The sequence below is a fragment of the Acidicapsa acidisoli genome (genome assembly GCF_025685625.1).
GTDB classification, from domain to species: domain Bacteria; phylum Acidobacteriota; class Terriglobia; order Terriglobales; family Acidobacteriaceae; genus Acidicapsa; species Acidicapsa acidisoli.
This window is the reverse complement of the sequence record NZ_JAGSYI010000001.1, coordinates 974,415-996,450: the sequence shown is the minus strand read 5'-3', so window position 1 is coordinate 996,450 and position 22,036 is coordinate 974,415. Positions and strand designations below refer to the sequence as shown.

Genomic DNA, 22,036 nt, shown 5'->3' with positions numbered 1-22,036 from the left:
ATTTCGCCGAACTAAGCTGCTTCTCAAGTTGTTGCGGCAGAATCTTACAATTGTAGCAAGACCCTTAACATATCGCGAACCTTATCTTCTGCCATGATAGTAGCCAGAATTTCTATATATGACTGCGCGATATGAAACAACGATCCAGCATATTTTGATGCCATGCAATCAATCTTAGAAATTACCGCTCCGGTAATCGGGAATTTTCACCGATTTTTTGCCGGTTTAATCCGGCAACCATGCGGGCACAAAGCGGCATCCGTACAATAGTAGCCATGCGTCGCTGTGTTTTTCCTCGGTTGCCCGTCCTGATGTCTGTGCTCTTCGTTCTTCTGGGGGCCGCGACGGCGTGTCTTGGAGACGGCGCGGCCTTTGACCTGGCCGGTCCTAAAGTGGATGTTCACGTACAGCGTAATGGGCTTACGCTGCCCATAGCCGAGGTGCCCAATCTTCTCCCCGGCGACCGGCTTTGGATCCATCCCGACCTGCCTGAGAGCCAATCCGCTCATTACGTGCTGATCGTCGCATTTCTCCGCGGGGCTACCAACCCTCCCCCTCCGGATTGGTTCCGGCGCGTAGAAACCTGGAATCACGAGGTGCGCGAGGAAGGCGTCTTTGTTGTGGTTCCGGCTGAAGCCGAGCAGGCGCTGCTCTTTCTCGCCCCTGAAACCGGCGGCGACTTTACCACCCTGCGCAAGTCTGTCCATGATCGGCCGGGCGCATTTGTACGAGCCGGCCAGGATCTCCAGCAGGCCAGCTGGGACCGTATGCGACTGGATGCTTATCTGGCGCAGGTCAAGGCAATTTCTCCAAACGACCCCAAAGTCCTCAAGGAAAAGACAGAGCTCGCCGCACGTTCACTGGGTATTCACGTCGATCAGCAGTGTTTCGACAAGCCGACGGAACAGCAGGCGCCATGCCTCGTCCAGCACACAGACGGGCTGGTTCTCGACGACTCGAACGCGCAATCCGTCGTCAACCAGATGGCCAATGGCTCAGCCGCCGACATGATGAACCAGCTCAGTTATGCCCCGATGGCCGGCGCTGGAGCCTTAAGTCCGTATGTCGGAGCCATCGTGGACATGGCGAAGATCCTGAGCAGCATGCACACCGCCAAATATCAGTACATTCCGGCGTTGGCTCTGCCCCAGAAGGAGCAGGGAGACACGCTCAATCTACGCTTGAATGTTCCGCCGTCCTTTCGCGATCCCAAGTCGGTGATTGTCATCGCGCTGCCTCCGGTCGGACCGAGCCATCTGCCTCAAATGCATTCGGCGGAGCCGGCGCAGGCCGCAGCCTCGACTGCTGCACAGGCTCCGGCTACAAATCAGGCTCCGGCGTACTGCGCAACCAAGCCTGATCTGACCTTCTCTGCCGAGGGCGCGCCCCTGGTCTTTGCAACGGCGATGGCCCACGACCTTACCCTGCATCTGGAAACCAAGGCTAAGCTGGCGGATTCCGGCTCCCAGCATCCGGAACTGGTTGAGGTGAGCTCGATTCCTCTGTCCAAGCCGGCGGAGAGCGGCATCGATATTCCCGTCGAAGCCAATCCCGCCGATGGCGGTTTCGTTCTCACGAAACCGCTGCCCACATTGCCCGAAGCGGAAGTCGTCGCGGAATTGCGCGGCAAATGGGGCTTCGATTCCTGGGAGGGCCTGAAGTTTCATTTGCGCTCGCCTCGGGAAGGCGGCTGGATCGTCCCCGCCTCGGATCGCAACGCGCTGATTACCGGTCGCGAGGATTCGCTGCACATCGAGGGAGAAAGTACGCTGTGCGTCGAAGAGGTTGAGGCAACCTTACCGAAGTCTTCCGGTCAGGCGTCGGAGCCCAAACCGGTGAAGGTCGGTTGGAAATCCACGAAGCCAGAATTACTCGACGTTACCGTACCCCTCAAAGAAGCTGCGCCCGGCACAGTTACAATGGCTATCCGCCAATACGGTCTGGCCAAGCCGGAAGAGCTTCCCCTGAAAGCCTATGCCGAAGCTGCGTCTATCGAGCACCTTACGCTCAGCGCCGGTGACAAGGTCGCCGAGCTCAAAGGCAAGCGACTGGATGAAGTGGACTCTGCCGATCTGGCTGGAATCAGCTTCACTCCGACGGCGCTGAACCGCGTTCAGGATTTCGATCAGTTGGAATTGTCGGCTACCGGCGTCACGGACACGCTTCAACCCGGGAACAGCTACTCGGCGAAGGTGACTCTGCGTGATGGCCGAATGCTGCATGTGCCGGCGACTGTCAGCGCGCCTCGTCCTCAAGTCGATCTCTTGAGCAAGGGCGTCCAACACGAAGATTCCGAGGGTGATCCAGGAAGTCAGCTGCCGGTACACCTGGGCAGCCCCAACGATCTTCCTTTGCAGCGAAGGCTGGTTTTCTTTCTGCGCTCGCGCGTCCCTCGCGCATTTCCCCGGACGGAAAAGGTTGAGCTGGCTGCTGTCGACGGCAGTTTCCAGACCACGCTGTCCCTTACCGATGGCAGCCTGATGCTGGAAGACTCGCACACCGCCGTCGCTGCCCTCGATCCGCTGGCGCGCTTCGGAGCATCGGCCTTCGGGCCGATTCATTTGCGTGCCGTTACTGCAGATGGCATCACAGGAGACTGGGTGCCGCTCGGTACGCTGGTCCGTCTGCCGGGATTTACCGCTGGTCCCGCCTCGAAGGACCTGCGCTGCCCGCGTAACCCTGCAAAGCCATGCCAGTTGAGCGGGAACAATCTGTTTCTGATCACGGAAGTCGCAACCACGCCGGATATGGCCAATGCCGTCGAGGTGCCGGCTGAGTTTACCGGCAGCGCTGTGACGATTCCGAATATCGCGCGCTCTGGGGGAGCGAATGGGGGCAATGGAACGCTCTACCTGCGTCTGCGCGATGACCCCGATACGGTCCAAACGCTCAACCTGCCCATCAGTTCGCCGGTTTCAAGTGTAACTCCGGCTGCGACGGACTCTGCGGTTACGGCCAACCCAGCGGCTGTCGCTGCCGGGAAGCAGGATACTGCAACTCCGGTCGCCCCGGCAGATGCGACTGTGTCCGATCCAAAGCCGGAGACGAAAAACGATTCGGCGTCTGATCCTGCGCAGACGCCGAGCCCGAATCTCTAAAATTTCAATGGGAATTTAAAGCATTTTAGGAAATGGTATGGTTCATCAAGAGTGGTGAAGAGTGGCCTTTCTTTGATAGAAAGACCACGCGAGCATTCGCTGTTCGTTTCCTAAAAGGCTCTAGTGTGAGTTTTTCTCTTTGCCGGTGAGCGTGGCAAACAGGATGCAGCCAAGAAAGACCACCGCCAGCAGCGGCACGACAAAAAACGGCGACGTAATATCCATTCCGTACTCCCTCGGCTCTAGCCTAGCATGGCCGGCAAATCAGGTTGGCCCACCCGGGCAACAAGGTTGATTTTGTGACCGGGGTGGGTTCCGTTTCAAATGCTATTTCCCTGGGTAGTCCACTCGAACCGTCAGAATTTCAAACGGCTTGATCGGAGCCTTGACGGTATCGCCGGAAACCGAAAGTGCATCTCCCTCCGGAGTCTCCATCATGTTGGTGACGGTTGCTCCGGTCGCGCCCGGCGGCACGTGGAATTCGACTGTGGCGGCTTTGCCCGCCCATTCGTAGGCGCGGAAGATGAGCGAGTTGGTGTCTTCCGCCTTTTTCATGGCGGTGAGGACGATGTTGTCCGGGGATACGGAAGCAAAGGAGTGCGCAGCCGGCAGCTCGCCGGAATGAGCAGTGGTTACGACGGCCGTCAGCGGATAGTTGTATTCGAAACCATGACGGACGGTCATCGCCTGCTGCCAGGTTCCGGCGTGGGGATAGATCGCGTAGTGGAAATGATGGTGGCCCATGTCTGCATCCGGATCAGGCCATTTGGGGGAGCGAAGCAGGGTAAGGCGTAGTACGTTGCCTACGGCGTCGTAGCCAAATTTGCTCTCGTTGATGACGCTCAGGCCGTGTTGGCCGTCGCCGAGGTCTGCCCACTGCTGCGCCGGGACCTCAAACTGCGCTTTCTCCCAGCTATTGGTTCGCAGAGTCGTGCGGTCGATCGATCCGTAGGGGATTTCATAGGTTGCGTGATCGCTTGAGGCAGCCAGGGGAAACGCAGCCTTCAGCAGAACATGCGACTCATGCCAGTCGATCTCGTTGTCGATGTCGACGTAGTCCGTGCCAGGCTCAAGCCAGATTGTCTGGACGAACTTCGAGCTTTGCCAGGTTCGCGTCACGCGAACTCCGTGATGCAACTGATCGCCGACCATCACCACGGAGTCCGCTTTGTTGATCAAAGTGGGAGCGGCATCGAGCGTTCCCGGATCGATATTCCAGGCGTCATAATCCTTGGGCGTGTCCTTGAAGGCCTGCAGTTCATTGCCGCACGCTCCAGATGCGAGCCATTCATACTTTGTCTTTTCGTCACGCAGGCTGGTGATGCAGCCGGTGTCCGTGCTCACATGCACCGAGAGGCCGTCCCGCTCGTTTTGCAGGACAAGCTCTTTGCCGCCTGTCTCCTGTTTCGGCGTGTAGGGTGGTACTGGCGTCGCCGCCTCGCTGCGGTCGACCGGGACAACATGAAAGACCTTGTACCCCATCGCTGGAATTCCTTCCGCGTGGAAGCTGATCTCCATTTGCCCTGAGCCGGGCGTCCGGGAAACGATGGTCGGAGCAACTAGCGATTCATTTTTCGCTCCGTTCTCGGCAATCCGAAGTTCGCGGAAGGGAGTTGCGACCTGGACCGTTGCCTTTACCTCACCAGAGCGTTCCCAGCCGAGAGGGTTGAAGACGACAATCGCAGGCTCGGCGGAGGATTTCTCTCCCGCAGTTGTATTGATTCTGGCGGCGACTGTCTCCAGCGCGCTCGAGTCGATCTCATTCGTGGACCAGCGTACGACGTCGTAATCCTTCTGCGCGTCCTTGTAGATGACGCCGATGCCGGAGCCTGCCGCGAGGTCGTGGAACTGGTTGAAGAGGACTTTTTTCCAGTCTTCGGTGAGCTCCGCGCCAGGATATGCTTTGCCGTCGAGCCAGGCCAGCGAGGACCACTTCTCGGCATTGAGCACTTCCTCGGAGGCTTCGCGCATATTGCGCTTGTGATTGGCCTGCGTGGTCATCACGCCGCGGTGATATTCGAAGTAAAGCTCGCTCTTCCAGGTGGGGATGGAAACTTTGCCTTCGACTGCCGCAGGAGCCGTATATCCCTTGGCGATCGACGAGTAGTCCCATGTCTGGCTCTCGGGAGCGACCTGCTTTTCCACCGACGAGAAGTAATTCTGTGCAATTCCCCACTGGAGCTTCGGCATCACAGGCTCGGCTTCAGCCTGCGGCACGGTGCTGCCGGGCGTCCACGCTTCGCCTTCGTCGAGGATGGCTCGCGTGGGGCCGCCGCCGTGGTCGCCGACGCCGTAGAGGTCCATCATGTCGGTCATGCCGGTGGATCGGGTTCGCGCGGTCGCGAGGTCATCGGCCAGCCGCACGGGGTTCAGGTTGTCATTGGCGTAGTCATGCGGGAAATATGCCAGGACCTTGGAGCCATCGGGCGATTCCCACCAGAAGAGCTTGAAGGGAAGCTGATTGGTGTCGTTCCAGGTCATCTTCTGGGTCACGAAGTAGTCGACGCCGCTCTTCTTGTAGATCTGCGGCAACTGCCATGTGTATCCAAAGGAGTCGGGATTCCAGCCAATCCGAACGTCGACGCCGTAGTTTTGCTTGTACCAGCGCTTGCCCACCAGCAACTGGCGCACCAGCGACTCGCCATCCGGCATATTCAGGTCTGGTTCCACCCACATGCCGCCGACCACTTCCCAGCGGCCTTCCTTGATCCGCTGCTTGATCTGGTCGTTCAGATCGGGATACTTCTGCGCCATCCACTCGTTATAAGCCGCCGCCGACTGGGTGTAGGTGTAGTTGGGGTACTCGTACATCAATTGCAGGGCGGTTCCAAAGGTGCGCTTGACCACGTCGACCGTCTCGGTCCACGGCCAGAGCCACGCGGCATCGATGTGCGAATTGCCTGTCAGATAGAAGGTTGCCGACTGCAGCAGCGGACGAAGCGCTTCGAGCTTAGCCTGCGATGCTTTGAGCGAAGCATCGAATTTGGCCTGGTCGTGTGCGTCGAGCGCTTTCAGATCGACCGCCTCAATGGCGTCGGTCAGCGTCGCTTCCTTCGAAGCGTCGCCGGGCGCGAGGCTTGGAACGAGCAGCGCAGCGCTCATGAACTCGGTCCGCAACGCCGCTGGATTGGGCCGGGAAGCAGGGAACTCGATGCGCATCGTCGCGCCGCGAAAGATTTTCTGGTCGACCGTATGCAGCAGCTTTACCGCGACCACGATTTTGTCGCCGGGCTTTGCTTCATCCAGCAGCACAATCGGTTCGAGGTCGTCGCCCAGAGCCACGCGCCGCCCGTTGAAGTAGAGAATCTGCGGCATTGGCCCATTGGCGTTGGCATGGAACTGGAACCAGATCCGCGCGCCCGTCAGGTCGTATCCGTTCAACGTGGGCGGCACAGTGATCGTCTGCCGAAACCACACCGCGTCGTTGGGAGCCTTGGCTTCTTTGGCAATCGGCTGCCAGTTGCTCTCATCGAGGCTTATCGTCTCGCCGTGAGCCATGTCGCCGGAGTGCATCTTCCACGCCCCATCCGGCAATTCGCTCAGGCTCGACAAGCGCGTCATCACGTTCTGCGCCTCGGGCGGCAGAGCAGCCACAATCTTGTCTCTCAACGCAACGTTCTGCGCGCCGGATGGAATAGCCAGAAGCAGCAGAAAGGCAAATGTAAACATCGCAGTCACGATGGCGGTACCAAGCCTGTTCCGGAACACAGGCACACGAAGGGCGGAAGCGGAAGCATTCACTGTTTGAAATCCTCCCTCGCATGGTAATTTGCCCGTGCCGGAGTTGTCGCTACTGGCAACGGTCAGATGGCGGTACGAAAAGTTATATGACTAAAAATTCGCGCAGTAAAGGATTGTTGATGGAATGAAAAATATACTTGGATTTACTATCCGAAATCAGATCCAAAGGTATTCAGGACTTCTTGCGCAGATGAGTCATGGTTCCGCGCGGAAAGCTCGTAGATTCCCGGACGATCAGATCGGTTGGAATCTTGAACTCGCGTTTTCCCTGAAACTGTTCCGGCGTTTCGACGTGACCGCGCAGGGCGGCGAAAGCAGCCTTGGCGATGTCAATGCGCGACATCTGCACCGTGGTCAGCGGAGGCATCATCACTTCGGCGATGTGAATGTCGTCGAAGCCAATCACGGAAATATCGTCGGGCACGCGCAGGCCTGTGCGGTAAAGCTTGTGCAGCACGCCAATGGCTGTCATATCGTTGGAGCAGATGACAGCGGTTGGGAGCTCTTTCTGGGCGAGCAGTTTCTCCATGGCAACCGCGCCGCCTTCCAGCGTGTGGTCGCCCTCGATGATCTGACTCACGTCGGGCGAAATGCCGCACTCCTGCATGGACTTGGAAAAGGCTGCCAATCGGGACTGCGCCGAATGCAGGCGCATCGGTCCGGAAACGAATGCGATGTGACGATGGCCGAGGGCGGCGAGATGTTGCACGGCCTGGCGGATGCCGTGGTGGTAGTCGACTTTGAGGACACTGACGCCGGGCCGATCCGGGCCGATGTCGATGAAAACCAGCGGAACCTTTCGTTTGGCCAACTGGTCGAGCAGCGGCTCCTCAATGCCAAACGTCATGATGGCGACGCCTTCCACCTTGCGCTCCAGCATGCGGCGGATGCAGTGCGACATCCGCGTGGGATCGTAATTCGTGGAGCTGACCAGGATTTCGTAGCCGTTTTCGACCGCGATGTTTTCGAAGCCCTGGATCAACTCGGGAAAGAAGGGATTCGTGATTTCCGAAACCAGCAGCCCAAAGAGCTTGCTGCGACCTGAAACCAGCGCACGAGCCTGGGTGTTGGGCACGAAATCAAGTTTCTCGATGACGTCCCAGACACGCTTGGCCATCTTGGGATTGACCGTGCTGACCCGGTTGATGGTGCGCGAAACGGTGGCAATCGATACGTTGGCCATGCGCGCAATGGTTCGGATATCCATGCGCTCGGTCAAGTCATCGGAAGTTTTCTTTTTTGCCGCAGGACGATCTGTCAAGGAGCCCCCTAGAAACCGTTTTCCAGGAAATCGGGAGGAATTGTCAAGTTAATTAGATTCGATCCTCAACGAACAGAGTCCTTCGTGCTCGCGTTCCATGTCAAGCCAAATTATTCGTGAGTAACGGCAGCAGAGCCGCTTTTCGTACTCATCGGCAAGGTGGATTTTTCTGGAAATCCCAAGACACCTCGCGGCTCATGCCGCTCAGGATGCGTTTTCTGGCAGCGCAAAACAGTACGCCAGATCGGCGTGAAACGCGGGATGGAAGAGAGTTCGAGCTGTTTTACTGCGGAACTCAGGAGAATCGGGTCGCCTTCCAAAGTCCCCAGCCGCCCACCGCTGCAGTCACGACCAGAACCCCGGACAGGATGCAAAGCCAGGGGAAGTCGATGGCCAGCGACGGCACTCTCGCATTCACTCCTAGGTAAATAAATGCTCCAACGGCGACCGCGACAATTGCGTAGTCCCACCAGCCGCGTTTCTGCTCTCTGTCTTTGTTCTCAACACCGGCGTAAGCCTCAAATACGGAGTGGTAATCGAGATTGTAGCGGGAACATTCGCGCACCAGTGAATCATTGGTCGAGGTGTGCTCGCGTGAAGTCGCGACGGCAGTGCTGACCGCCAGTGCTCCCAGGATCATGACAATGGATCCGGAGATAACCAGCAGCTTGTGAGTGAGATCGGCATGAGCGAGTTCTCCGAAGACCAGCGCGCCCCAGGCGACTCCCCAGATCTGGTTGGTGTTGGAGAGAGGAATGCCTCTGCCAATGCCGAGATACTTGGTTGCAAACTGTTGAAAGAGATCGCCGATGACCCACACAAAGCCGCCCAGAAAGAGCCAGAAGAGCATGTGTTTTGCCTCCGGCGAGTGAAAGACCGCGGCCTTTGTTCCGCCGTCGAGCGCCAGCACCAGGGCGAACATGGTGCCCAGCTCCCCGATGGTGAAGGCGGTTACGAACGAAAGCGGATTCATGCCGCTGATGTAGGCCTTGCGGTACGGGATGTACATCGTGCCCCACAGCAGGCTCGCTCCCAGTGCGGCCAGAATACCGCTCACCGCGCGACCCGCGTGTACGCCGCTCGCAACATCGCCATGAATGGTGCTGAAGCCGAGCATGACCGCTGCCGCGACGATTGCCAATGCGCCAAGCACGACTTTGGCAATGTTTTTGGCGCTCGCTCCCTTCAATTCGCCGAAGAGCAGCCGTCCCCACATGAGGCCGACGAGGGAGTTGGTGTTCCACAGCGGAAAGGCAATGGTCAGGCCGACATCGCGAATGGCAAAAACAGTCAGCGTATTCGCAACCGCCCAGAGCATACCGGCCAGGATCGCGGTGATGAGCAGATGCTTCTTCGCGGCAAGATCCGCAAAGACATAGCGGGAGCCTTTGAGCAGTGTCGGAACCGTCCAGCGCGCAGTAAAGACCCCAGCTACCATGCACAGCGAAATTGCGAATGGAGACAGGCCGGAGTTAACCAGTTTGGTCGGCGCTTCGGCGGCCCCAAGCCAAACCCCGGCGGCGAGCCCGCAGAGTACGCCCAGGCCGTGCCTTGAGCCAATATTTACGGCGGAGGGTGTGCGCGTAGCTGAAGCTTCACTCATTCGGGGTTTTTCTCTCCAGATTTACGGATTCCGCCATACATTATCGGGTTCAGCTTGTTATGAAACTCAACAATCTTCCTGCAAATCGCCCGTGAATTGATATTTCCCGCCATAAACTCCAACCCAAATTCACGGGAGTCGAAGGTGCAGGTCCGACCCGCTTTGCCGAGTTCGGGGAAGGTCTGGTGAACCCTGCAAACCGTTTCAATGGTTTTTCCATCTCCTACGTCAATCACAACACGGTAACTGTCTTTTTCATGAGGCTCCAGGCTCACGATCCTATCGGAATAAAAACGGTTGGAACTACTGCTCATAGGCCGACCATCCAGACTCCAGCTGAGATATATTGCCTGATCGAATCGGACGTTACTTCAACCGTGCTGTGTCCTGGGCTAACTCCGTCAGTGCAGGGCGATGAGGAGAGCAAGGCCGGCGCAGAACACGATGAGAGGAATGACAAAGTGGCTGTCGGTAAGGATACATCTGGTTGTTTCAAGAAACGTCATCCGAGTCCTGTCGTCTATCAAGCAATTGTCAAGCAATTATCAGGCAATCAACAGGGGCCAACATACAGAGCCATCCGCCGCGCTGTCAACGTAGCCTCTGTTCTCCGCTCCCATGGCTGTTCGCTTGTCAGAGGATCAGTTACCATGAACTCCGCGATGACTTTGCTCCTGAACAGGATGCGGCTTACTGCATATACAGGCGTCCTGTTGCTGTTCGCTTGCATCGCGCTGGGGTCCGATAGCTACGCTCAGGAGCCATCCGCGAGCCTCAAACAGGCCGACGCAGACTATCGCTCGGGAACGGCGGCGCTTGCTCGGAACGATTTGAAAACAGCCTTGACGAATTTTCAGGAGGTCGTGCGACTCGCGCCCTCGGCTGAGCAGGGCCACAGCGCTTTGGGAGCTGTTCTCGTGCGCCTAGGCCGCGTCGGCGAGGGCACGCGGGAACTGGAAAAAGCGCTGGCGATGAAGCCCGGCGACAGCAGCGCGCAGTTCAATCTTGCCCTTGCCTATCAACAGAACGGGCAGCCTGCCAAGGCGCTTCCGCTCTTCGCCAAGCTGGAGTCCTCTGCCCGAGCGGAAAAGCGCCCGCTAGCTCTATCTATTCTCATTCCGTATGCGCGGGCGCTCGTGGCGGCGAATCAGGTGCAAGCTGCGATCTCCAAAATGAAAGAGGCCGCTGCGCTTGATCCGCGCAGCGCCGAATTGCAGGACGAGCTTGGTTCTCTTTATGCGCAGCGCGAGGATTGGTCCGACGCGGAACAGGCCTTTAGTAAGGCCCTTAGTGCAAATCCGGATTTTGCCATGGCGTACATGCATCGCGGACTTGCGCGCAAAGCAGAGCAGCAGCCCGGTGCCCTCGACGAGTTGGCCAAAGCCTATCAACTGGCCCCAGAGAACGCACTCGTCGCTGTCGAGTACGGGCAGGAGTTGGCCAATACTGGCGACGACGCGCAGGCCATTCCAGTGCTGGAGCACGCCGTCAAGAGCGATCCGCATTCCACTGCGGCTGCCTATCAACTGGGCCTGGCGCTGCAGCGCGTAAATCGATTGGATGAAGCTATTGCTCTTCTGCAACGGGCTTCCTCTTCGGAGCCGAAGAATGCTGAAATGCTGACGAATCTGGGTATGGCTCTCTGCCAGACGCAGCGTGCCAAAGATGCCGTTCCGATCCTGCAACGCGCGGTGTCGCTGGCTCCCGAGAATCCGACAGCTCATCAGGATCTCGCAGCGGCATTCATCCAGTTGAATCAGTTCGACGATGCGGTCGATCAGCTACGAGCAGCGTTAAAGATATCTCCGAATGCAGCACAGTTGCACTATAACCTCGGCCTCGCTCTGAAGATGGAAGATGACGCGGCCGGTGCAATCCCCGAATTGGAGATTGCCGAAAAGATTGACCCATCCGCGCCGGAGCCTCCGTATATTCTCGGCGTGTTGTACATGCAGGTGGGTCGCTACGCCGAGGCTGCACGGGAGCTGAATGTTTCGCTCAAGCTGCGTCCGGAGAATGGCGACGGATGGGCCACTCTGGGCAGCGTCTACAGCAAGCTGGACCAGTTGAGCGACGCAGTCACGGCGTTGCGCGAGGCGATCCGTCAACTGCCGCAACAGCCTGATCCGCATCTTACGCTGGCGGCGGTGTTAGCCAGGCAGAATCAGCCGGCGGAGGCCACAGAAGAGCGCCGGAAAGCCGCCGATCTGATGCGGGCCAACATGAACCGGCAACGCGCCGAGGTCGCGACAAATTCAGCAAACTCGCAACTGAAAAGCGGCAATCTGGAACAAGCCGTTGCGCAGTTTCGAGAGGCTCTCAGCTTCGATGCGGATTACACAGAGGCTCATGCGGGATTGGCCAAGGCATTGGAGCAGGAGGGCAAGACCGCGGAAGCAACTGCCGAGCGGCAAAAGGCCGAAGCGCTCGCAAAAGATGCTTCGATAAAGCGATAAAGTCAGAACTTAGTCCAAGCAGGACTCTTTATTGGAACAATCGCCCGACTTAGGGTTGATGTACATTCGTGTCGTGATTTGGTTATAGTGGGTGCACCCAATTTGCCTGTATTCTGTCGTACGTTTCTCAGGTTGAGCGGGTCGGAATGCAATGCGCAAACTCTCTGAATTAGCGAAGGCGATAAGGCCACTCTCGACACGCGCCGTTCTCCCTTGCCTGCTATTCTGTGCGGCGCTGATTTTCGGCATTAAGGCGATTCACGGCGCGGGCACAGCGGGCGCAGACGATCCACCCCGCGATGAAGCTAGCGTTCGCAAAGCCTACGCGGACAAGATGCGACCGCTATACGCGTTTCCATTCGCCAAGGACAGGATCGCATTGCCGGGAAATGCCGCCGTGGAGGGCGGCGATTTTCTTGAACCAACAGCTTTTCCGGATGCCAAATACTGTGGCCACTGCCATCAGGAGGCGTACCACCAGTGGCGTCAGTCGCTGCATGCCAATTCATTCCGGACGCCGTTCTATCGCACCAGTGTGAACATACTCATGCGCACCAAGGGCATTGAGTTTGCGCGTCACTGCGATAGCTGCCACAATCCGGTCGGAATTCTCGCTGGCGCACTGAATAAGACCTACCCGTTCGACAGGTCTTTTGATCGCGACGGGCTTACCTGCATGACCTGCCACTCGATCCAGAGCGTACAAACCAAGCTCGGCAACGGTAGCTTCGTGATGGGCGTGCCCGCCGTGCTGGTGGATGAGAAGGGAAACCGTATCCCCGGGATTGCTCCGGACGCCGAGATACTTGCGCACCTTGACCGTCACAGCAAGGCTGTGATGCAGGATTTCCTTCACAAGCCTGAGTTCTGCGCCGCATGCCACAAGGCAAACCTGCCGCCAATGCTCAATGACTATAAGTGGATTCGCGCATTTACCGCTTATGACGAATGGCAGGGATCAAAATTCTCGCAACAGAATCCACTTACTTTTTACAGCGCAGACTACACGCCCTGTCAGGGCTGCCATATGAAACGCGAAGCGATCACGCTACCGGACTACGGAGCAAAGCAGGGAACACTGATGTCGCATCGCTGGCCTGCGGGCAACACGGCTGTGCCGTTCTACTACGGCTTCGACGAGCAACTGCAAAAGACGGTCGACTTTCTGGAGAGCGGCAACTATCTCAATGTCGATATCTTTGCGTTGAAGTCAGTATCCGACAACACGATGGCTGCTCCGCTTGGTTCGGTTCCGGTTTCTATCAAGCCGGATGAACTTGTGGAAGCCTATGTCGTCGTGCAGAACAAGAACATAGGCCACTCGCTGATTCCAGAGGTGCGCGATCTTTATGAAGCCTGGGTCAAGTTCACAGTGAAGGATGCATCCGGCGCGATGGTCTATGAGAGCGGTTTCCTCAAGCTCGATGGGTTGATCGATCCAAGCGCGCACAGCTTTACCAATCGGCCAGTCGACGTGCTGGGAGATTTTGTCGATAACCACAAGGTCTGGACGATTCATTCCGTGGCTTATGACAACACTGTGCAAGCGGGACGCTCCGCGCTTGTCCGGTATCAGTTCCGCATCCCGAAAGATTTGACAGGTCCAATAACGATCACTGCAGCCGTTGACTACCGGCATCTTCGCCAAAGTTACTTGAACAACGTATTGGGTAAAGACCATCCTGCTTATCCGGTAATCGAGCTTGCGTCGCGAAGCCGTACTTTCAATATCGGCGACAATCCAACATCGTCCCCATTACCGACAGATAATCAGGATTGGATGCGCTGGAACAATGTCGGCATCGGCTATCTCGACGAACAGCAGTACGAAGAAGCCATGAAGGCGTTCGAGCAGGTGATTCACCTGCACCCCGATTACAAGGATGGGTACATCAACAAAGCCATCGTGTATATCGAATGGGAAAAATATGATGAAGCGCGAGCACCGCTGGAGACGGCCTTGAAACTGCACCCGGACGATGCACGGGCTCTCTATTACCTTGCGTTGGTCGAGCGGCGGCAGAGGCACTCAGAGGCCGAAGTTGCCGATCTCGAAAAGGTCGTTGCGCAATATCCCTATTCCCGCGATGCGCGGCGGGAACTCGGCATATCCTACTATCAACAGCATCGCAGCGACGATGCGATGCAGCAGTTCAAGGCGTTGCAGCAAATCGATCCGGACGATCTGGCGGCTCACTACAATCTCGCTGTCCTGTATCGCCGCGTGGGCATGAAGAAGCAAGCCACGGACGAAGCGGCGCAGTATACGATGAAGCGAATCGACCCTGGCGCGCCAACTTACTCGCTTGAGTTTCTTCGGATGCATCCGGAGATGAATAGAGAAAGCTCTCCGTGGCACGTACACATGGACAGGCCGCAACCTGCTGTCGCCGGGCAACCCTGAATACTAAGGATGGTTATTCGTTGAATCGCCGCAGGTTTCTTCGTTCTCTCAGTAGCACAGCGCTAGTTCTGCCTTTTGCGGACATACTTGCCCTGGCCTCGCCGATGCAGGAACAGACTCCACCCAATCTACCGAAGCTTGGACCGCAGGAGCGTAGTTACGAGGCCAAGCCCGCGCCACCTCCACCGGGCCCGAAGTCTCCCATTGAAGGTACGCCGCTTGGAGTCAGCTTTGTGGATGTGGTGACAGAAGCCGGCCTCAACGTTAAGACGATCTATGGCGGTGAGTTCACGAATAAGTATCTTCTTGAGACGACTGGTTGTGGCCTTGCGTTCTATGACTACGACGATGATGGATGGGTCGACCTGTTCCTCGTTAATGGCTGGCGTTTGGATGGGTTTCCGGCAGGCCAGGAGCCACGTTGCCACCTCTTCAAGAACAATCGTGACGGAACCTTCATGGATGTAACGACCGGCTCTGGCCTGGAGCACAAGACTGGTTGGGGTCAGGCCTGTTGCGTGGGCGACTATAACAACGACGGGCACGACGATCTTTTTGTGACCTACTACGGTCAGAACGCGCTCTATCGCAACAACGGCAACGGTACATTCACCGATGTTACACAGCAAGCGGGGCTGATCCAACCCGGACCGAAGATCCGCTGGAACACGGGCTGCACCTTTGTCGACTATGACCGCGACGGCAACCTGGATCTCTTCGTGGCAAACTATGTCGACTTCGACTTGAAGACTGCACCTAAGCCCGAAGATGGGCCGTGTACTTATAAAGGCATTCTTGTCGCATGCGGACCGCCGGGGCTGCCGGGTGGTCGTAATCTTCTCTATCACAACAACGGTGACGGAACCTTCAGCGATGTCAGCGAAAAGTCGGGCATGTGGACAGCGGTCGGAACTTATGGACTGAGCGTCGCGGCCTCAGATCTCGACAACGACGGCTGGCCTGATATCTATGTGGCCAATGACTCCGCTCCGGCCACGCTCTATCTCAATCAGAAGGACGGAACTTTTCGCGATATCGCCATTGAGGCGGGCGCAGCGCTCTCGGCAGAAGCCAAGCCTCAAGCGGGCATGGGCGTTTCGATTGGGGACTACAACCGTGATGGCAATCTCGACGTTGTGAAGACGAACTTCGCCGGCGATACAGATTCGCTTTATACCAATCTTGGCGATGCAACCTTTGAGGATCGAACTTATCCTGGTGGTCTTGGCGTCAACACCCGACTGCTTGGCTGGGGTGTCGGCTTCTTCGATATGGACAACGATGGCTGGCTTGATCTGCTTATGTCGAATGGGCATGTCTATCCCGAAGTCGATAAGTCGAGAGCCGACCTGAAGTATGCCGAGCATAAGTATCTCTACCGCAATCTGCGCAATGGGCGCTTCGAGGAAGTGACTAGCCAGGGTGGTCCTGGCGTTCTTGAAAATGCTCCGGCTCGCGGCTGTGCCTTCGGCGACTACAACAACGACGGCAATATCGACATTGCAGTCAACTGCATCAATGCTGTGCCGCAGTTGCTACGCTGCGATTCGACGCTTAAACGCAACTGGATCAAGATCAAGCTTGTTGGCGTCAAGTCCAATCGGACCGGCATCGGCAGCCGCGTAACTGTCACCACGAAGACCACTCCGGATGCAGCCAAGCCCCTACAGCAGATGGAAGAGTTGCGAAGCGGAGGGAGCTATTTTTCGCAGAATGATCTACGTATGCATTTCGGGCTGGATCAGGCGACGAAAGTTGACCTGGTAGAAGTTCGATGGCTGAGCGGCCAGGTAGATCAGTTCAGAAATCTGGACGTGAATCAACTCCACGTGCTTCAGGAGGGCGGCAAGATTCTCAAGTCCGCAGCGCTACCGCAACTTAAGACGAAGACGAAAGCCGCAGGATAGGTATGGTTAGGCACTCATTTCTACTCAGCCTGTTCGCCGTAACTGCTGTTTCTGTGTATGCGCAAACTCCTGCGCCGACAGCATGTCCCTGGGTAACGAAGGGAACTGCCGAGAAAGCGCTTGGCGGGGAAGTATCTTTATCTGTCAATCTATCGGATAAGGATCAAGGCTCATGCAACTTTTCGCGAAGTCTGGAGCCTGCTGCATTTCTCAGGATTGAGGTGAGCAGGAGCGCGTTGGCCTCGTGTCCGGCGGATAGCAGTCAGCTCAAAGGGATCGGCAACGAAGCACTGCGGTGTAAGCTTCCAGGCCAGATGGCGGAGACGATCAGCAGCCGGGTGCGCGATATGCACTTCACTGTCACTCTCAATCTTCGTGCGAAGAGCGATTCAGAGAAGTCATCGGATGCGCAGGACGATGCACTTGAGCACATCGCGGAGACGGTGGCTGGAAACTTGTTTTGAAATCGGCCTGAATCCGGCGAAACGTGTACAGACTCAGGCCGATTCCTGCTTTAGTGCGGAGCCGGGCCGCGCACTACCTGCACCAGGTCGCCAGTGCGCAGTTGCCTTGCGAACGCGGCCTTCACATCATCGGCACTTAGCTCGTAGTAGCGCTTTGCCGCGCGTATCGGCTCATCCAGAGGCAGTCCAATCTCGGCGCGCCTGAGCAGTCCTCCGGCCACTGCTTCCTCGCTCGATTCGCTTAACGGAATCTGCCTGAGGAGCAGCGCCTTCGCCTGGTGCAACTCATCCGCGGAGACAGCTTCCGTTCGCATCTGGTCAAGATCGCGCTGAATGAGCGTACGCGCTTTCAGCACATTCTCGGGATTGCAGCCATACGTGACGGAATAACTGGCTCTCGTTTTCGATGCGTCCAGGCTGACGTCTACTGTGTAGACGTAACCGGCGGTCTGGCGCAGGTCGTGATAAAGGCGCGTTGCGTAGAAGCCCCCACCGAGCACGTGATTGCCTAACTGCAGCGGGTAGTAGTCGGGATCGAATCGGTTGATGTTGATCTGTTCTGCAAGGACCACCGAGTCCTGAACCTGCTGATCATCCGGCACACTCACCGTCGAAGGCTTGTTGGCCGGGACGGAAGGCAAGGTGATTTCGGGCTTAGGACCTGCGGCCTTCCAGTCGCCGAACCACTTTTCGATAACAGTCTTCGCTTCGGCTGCGGAGACGTCGCCGATCACTACGATTGTGGTTAGGTCCGGACGGAAGGTTGACGCGTGGAATTGCTTGACTTCGTCCAGCGTGACATGACTGAGTGTTGCCGGAGTCACCTCACGCAACTCAGGATCGTTCGGCGGCAGGAGCGCCAGATCCAGCGCTCGCGAGGTGCGATAGCCGGGGCTTTGCAGGTTGCCTGCGACAAACTCCTCGGATTGTTTCTGCACAACGGCGAAGGCGTCCGCCGGCAGCGCAGGATGCAATTCGTTGTCCGCCAGCAGTTGAACACCGCGCGAGAAGTTTTCCTTCAGCACGCTGAGGGAAAAGCCGAAGCCTGCGCTTTCATTCGCTGCGATATCGTCCAGTGCTTTTTGAAATGCGAGCCGGTCGAGGGTTTGCGTTCCGTATGAGAAGAGGCCATCGAGCAGATCAGAGACGCCTTCTTGTCCTGGCGGGGTTTGCAGGTCTGAGTTGTGCCTGACTGAGCCTGCTACCGAGATCGTCGGGCTTGTCGGATCAGTCTTGACAATCAGACGAATGCCATTAGGTAGAGTCGTGTCCGAAGCCTGGATGTAGTCGGACGGCACCTTGAGCTGCGCCAGGGAACTTGCGGCCCATGCCGGGAGCTGCACCGGCTTGGTCGGAGCGCTGGTCAGCTTCTCTCCACCGCCAAATCCCTTGTCCGCGACGGGCTGCCCGGATGGGACTGGCTTCAATGTTGCTGTTATCGAGTTCTGATCGACAAGGTATTGTTTGGCGACCCGGTTCACATCGGCGAGCGTAACTTTCCGGATCGCGTCAATGTCCTCATCGGGCGAAGTACGGCCCTCGGCTGCGAGCGCATCGGACCATACATTGGCCAGGCCGGGAATGGAGTTGCGTTGAAACTCCGCGGCGGCGATCTCGCTGCGCTTTGCCGCAGCCACCAGATCTTCGGGAACGCCCTTATCCGCGTAATTGGCCAGAATCTTCTTTAGTTCCTGAGTGGAGCTTGAAATATCGGTGGCCGACGGGACTGCGACGACGCCATAACCGACGCTGGCCTTGGGATAGGTTTCAGCCATGCCGAATTCGGCAGCCAGTGCTTTTCCAGCGGGCACCATGGCGTAGACGTCGGCGCGCTGGCTGGCCAAAACATCGGAAAGGATCTGCGCCGCCGCGTAGTCCGGAGAACTCGTGCCAGGCAGGCGGTATGCAATGAAAGAGAGAACGTACGGGAGATTGCTATCGAGCGAAAAGCTTTCCGACTTTACCGGCTTCAGTTCGACTGTCGGCCGCGCCGGCAAGGGATGGCTTGGAATATCGCCGAAGAGGTGCTGGATTTTCGATAAGGTAGACGCCGGGTCGATGTCACCGACGATCACCAGAATGGCATTCCCGGGCGTGTACCACTTGTTATAGAAGTCCTTAAGCATCTGCCCGGTCGTAGTGTCGAAGGACGCCTTCGTGCCTAAAGGATCGTGCGCGTAGGGCGTGCCCGCGAACATATCTTCATTGAGGCGGCTGATGAACTTGTAAGTTGGATTGGACAGGTCGCGCGCGACTTCCTGTTCGATCGCGCCGCGCTCCTGGGACCATTCCTGATCGGAGTCGTCGACGCCGCGCAGGCAAGTGGCTTGCGCCTGTAGTGCAATATCCAGGTCCGCCGCCGGGATGGTCGCGTAGTACTGCGTGATGTTCTGCTGCGTGTCTGCATTGTTATCGCCGCCGAGTTGCGCGTAGATAGCGGCGGTCTGGTCGGCATTCATGCCTGCGCATCCGCGAAAAGCCATGTGCTCCTGCGCGTGGGCCATTCCGGGGAAACCTGCCGGAGTTTCATTGCCACCGACGATGAAATTAGTCTCGACTGTGACAACCGGGGCAAGCGAATTGCGAATGATAACAACGCGCATACCGTTGGGCAAAGTCGAGCGCGTGACCGCAGACTCGGCACGCGCTAAGGCTGTGTGTCCCAATGCCGCAGAGGCGCCTATCAAAAGCAGCAACTTCAAAAGATATCTTGGCTTCAAATCCATCTTCTCCAAACGCAGGGAAAATGCTTGCAAGAACCGGCGTGCGCATCCGGCCCTCACTTCCAAGTCTTGCACGTTCTGGGGAATGTTGACGAATTATAGCTTCGCGCAGAATGGCCGAGACGAGAGAGCGCCGAGTTCGGGGTCAAGTACGAACGAGAGGACGCGCATCGGAGTGTGTGACTGAAAAGAACAATCTGAGCAACATGGGCACATTTTCAGCAATTCTCGTCAAGATTCCTGCGAAGAGGGATCTTAGGATCGAAATCAGTCAGTCGAAGCGGTTGATAGCCGATCACTTCGGAAAAGGATCTTCCCATGAATTCCTATAACTTTGCCGACGACGTAACTGTGCAGCGCACCTTGTCTTATGCGAGTGACGAGATGCTGGTAGAGGCAACTAAAGCCGGAGAAAAACTGGCCTTTGTCGAACTGTGGAGAAGGCACTCCGCCAAGATCTTCAAGACAGTTTTTCGCGTAACGCGAAACCGCGAAGACGCCGAAGACGCCCTCCAGGATGCGTTCCTCAAGGCATTTGTTCATCTGAAAGGCTTCGACGGAAGATCGAAATTCTCGACGTGGCTCACACGCATCGCTATCAATTCTGCGCTGATGATCCTGCGCCGGAAACGCTCCTATCCCGAGACCTCCGTGGATATCGGCGCGCCGGGTGAAACGCATCAATGCCGGGAGTTTGAAGATCATTCGATCGATATCGAAGCTCACTGCGTTCGAAGCGAACGCGCCAGAAACCTGAGAAGGGCAATCGTTCGACTGCGGCCGGCTCTTCGGGAAGTTGTTGAAATTCAGCAGCGTCACGATGTCTCCATTAAAGAAGTTGCGGAGATGACCGGCCTGTCTCTTGCCGCAACAAAGTCTCGTATGATGCGCGCCAAAGCTGCGTTGCGCCGGAAACTTCACTGAGGAGCCGTCTTTCGGGCGCCGCGATCCCTTTCGCGGCGCTGATGCATTCCACAGTCACACTCCGCAACGGTAATAGTCCCGAGTCGATCTTTCTCCCCCAGAATAGATTCGCCTAGCCCGCTCAAAGGGCTATTGGCGGCAATTCGCGTTGCCCGTCTGGTCTCCCTCTGGCCCATTCGGTCTGGTTTCTGCTCCCTCCAAATAGGTATATCAACTAAGCCCGAATTGGGGTTTCGCAGAGGGGCTCGCTAAGTCTAGCCTTTTCTTAGCGGCACCCTTCGATTCGTGACACGTCAACATTTTTTGAATCCTTTTCCCCAACCCCGACATTCCTTAGTTAGGTGGTCTTCCGATGCAGATGCCAAATCTGAGAAGCGACATCACCGCCGTCCCGGTTCGCCGAACCCATTCCCAAGTCTTGGCTCGCGGTTGTTCAGGAGCAAGCCACAATTCAAAGAGCATGCGCGCGTCCGAGCCGGGGGCATATGGGCCCCAGATGGCCGCTTACATGCGGCTGCCCAATGAGCCGATATTCCGAGTTACGCCGCGCAGAATCTGCAAGCTCGCCGTTACGAGACTTAGTTCCAACGACCCTCTCCCTGACGTATCGATTCCGACTCCGCCCGAAGAAGCATTTGTCGTCGAGTTGTACCTGCGAAGCGTCAGCCCTGTCTCTCTCTGGCAACGCAGTCGCCTCGTCAATGCCGATCACAACCGTTGCGAGGGCGCGGTTTGCATCCTGAATCTGGAAGACGAGCCATCCGTTTACTTCGGGAGCGCTTTCGATCTTTTGCAGGTATACGTGCCGCACGCCTCCCTGTGCGAGTTTGCAGACGAGCATGGAGCCCGCCGCTGCGAGACGCTCAACTGGCCGTTCGGCAAAGTTGACCCTATCCTGAAGAATCTCGGAGTCAGTCTGCTGCAGGCGATGGAAAGCCCGGAACTTGCGGGCAGCTTGTATCTGGACCATGCGGTGCTTGCAATCCATGCTTACATTGCCTGCACCTATGGCGGTATGAGGATCGAACCGTACGCCATGCGCGGAGGTTTGACCCGCCGTCAGATGCAGCGCGCAACGGAGATACTAACCGCAAATCTGGACGGGCATGTTTCGCTGTCGCAGGTGGCGCGGGAATGTCAGTTATCCGTAAGTCATTTTGTGCGCGCCTTCAAGCAGTCCGTTGGTCAGACGCCATATCGATGGCTGATGGAACGGCGAATCGAAGCTGCAAAGGATCTTCTCCTGAATTCCCGCCTTACCCAGGCAGATATTGCGCTTCGATGCGGATTCGCCGATCAGGCATGTTTCATCCGGAGCTTCCGGTGCAAAGTGAATGCCACTCCGGGCGAATGGCGGCGCACACTCGCGGACTGAGCCGTCAGTGTCACAATAGCCCAGAGGTTCCGCGTGAGACTCTGGTTCGCCCCCCAGCAGCGAAGTTCCGTTTTATCGGC

General features: G+C 57.2%; 12 protein-coding genes. 7 read left to right on the top strand and 5 right to left on the bottom strand.

Annotated elements, in window-relative coordinates; genetic code table 11:
- Window positions 1-275: 275 nt before the first annotated feature.
- Window positions 276-3,098, top strand: a complete 2,823-nt coding sequence (locus tag OHL23_RS04005; protein ID WP_263350478.1) for a hypothetical protein — start codon at window positions 276-278, stop codon at window positions 3,096-3,098.
- Window positions 3,099-3,425: 327 nt separating this feature from the next.
- Here OHL23_RS04005 and OHL23_RS04000 read toward each other — a convergent pair whose 3' ends face one another.
- From OHL23_RS04000 to OHL23_RS03985, 4 genes are all read right to left on the bottom strand, one after another.
- Window positions 3,426-6,839 (bottom strand): alpha-mannosidase, encoded by a 3,414-nt coding sequence (locus tag OHL23_RS04000; RefSeq protein WP_263350477.1) that lies wholly within the window; start codon window positions 6,837-6,839, stop codon window positions 3,426-3,428.
- A gap of 172 nt (window positions 6,840-7,011) precedes the next feature.
- Window positions 7,012-8,100 carry a LacI family DNA-binding transcriptional regulator gene (locus OHL23_RS03995; RefSeq protein ID WP_263350476.1) on the bottom strand — a complete coding sequence of 363 codons (1,089 nt, stop codon included), beginning with the start codon at window positions 8,098-8,100 and terminating at the stop codon, window positions 7,012-7,014.
- A 295-nt stretch (window positions 8,101-8,395) separates the two neighbouring features.
- Window positions 8,396-9,703, bottom strand: coding sequence for a GRP family sugar transporter (locus OHL23_RS03990; protein ID WP_263350475.1), 1,308 nt, complete (start codon window positions 9,701-9,703; stop codon window positions 8,396-8,398).
- Window positions 9,700-10,017, bottom strand: a complete 318-nt coding sequence (locus OHL23_RS03985; RefSeq protein WP_263350474.1) for a hypothetical protein — start codon at window positions 10,015-10,017, stop codon at window positions 9,700-9,702. Before OHL23_RS03985 ends, OHL23_RS03990 begins: the two co-directional genes overlap by 4 nt.
- 336 nt (window positions 10,018-10,353) lie before the next feature.
- On the opposite strand from OHL23_RS03985, the gene OHL23_RS03980 reads away from it, so the two are divergent.
- The 4 genes from OHL23_RS03980 (at window position 10,354) to OHL23_RS03965 (ending at window position 16,934) form a co-directional block, all read left to right on the top strand.
- Window positions 10,354-12,159 (top strand): tetratricopeptide repeat protein, encoded by a 1,806-nt coding sequence (locus OHL23_RS03980; protein ID WP_263350473.1) that lies wholly within the window; start codon window positions 10,354-10,356, stop codon window positions 12,157-12,159.
- Between the two features lie 151 nt (window positions 12,160-12,310).
- A complete protein-coding gene (locus tag OHL23_RS03975; RefSeq protein ID WP_263350472.1) occupies window positions 12,311-14,563 on the top strand; it encodes a tetratricopeptide repeat protein in 2,253 nt (750 codons plus the stop codon).
- Window positions 14,564-14,583: 20 nt separating this feature from the next.
- Window positions 14,584-16,470, top strand: coding sequence for a CRTAC1 family protein (locus tag OHL23_RS03970; RefSeq protein WP_263350471.1), 1,887 nt, complete (start codon window positions 14,584-14,586; stop codon window positions 16,468-16,470).
- 2 nt (window positions 16,471-16,472) lie between these two features.
- Window positions 16,473-16,934, top strand: coding sequence for a hypothetical protein (locus OHL23_RS03965; protein ID WP_263350470.1), 462 nt, complete (start codon window positions 16,473-16,475; stop codon window positions 16,932-16,934).
- A 50-nt stretch (window positions 16,935-16,984) separates the two neighbouring features.
- Here the strand turns inward: OHL23_RS03965 and OHL23_RS03960 are convergent, their stop codons facing one another.
- On the bottom strand, window positions 16,985-19,660 hold the full coding sequence (locus OHL23_RS03960; RefSeq protein ID WP_263350469.1) for a M16 family metallopeptidase: 2,676 nt from the start codon (window positions 19,658-19,660) through the stop codon (window positions 16,985-16,987).
- Between the two features lie 315 nt (window positions 19,661-19,975).
- On the opposite strand from OHL23_RS03960, the gene OHL23_RS03955 reads away from it, so the two are divergent.
- Both OHL23_RS03955 and OHL23_RS03950 read left to right on the top strand, forming a co-directional pair.
- Window positions 19,976-20,581 carry an RNA polymerase sigma factor gene (locus OHL23_RS03955; RefSeq protein WP_263350468.1) on the top strand — a complete coding sequence of 202 codons (606 nt, stop codon included), beginning with the start codon at window positions 19,976-19,978 and terminating at the stop codon, window positions 20,579-20,581.
- 496 nt (window positions 20,582-21,077) lie between these two features.
- Window positions 21,078-21,956: a helix-turn-helix transcriptional regulator gene (locus OHL23_RS03950; RefSeq protein ID WP_263350467.1), complete on the top strand. Its 879-nt coding sequence runs from the start codon at window positions 21,078-21,080 to the stop codon at window positions 21,954-21,956.
- Window positions 21,957-22,036: the final 80 nt, after the last annotated feature.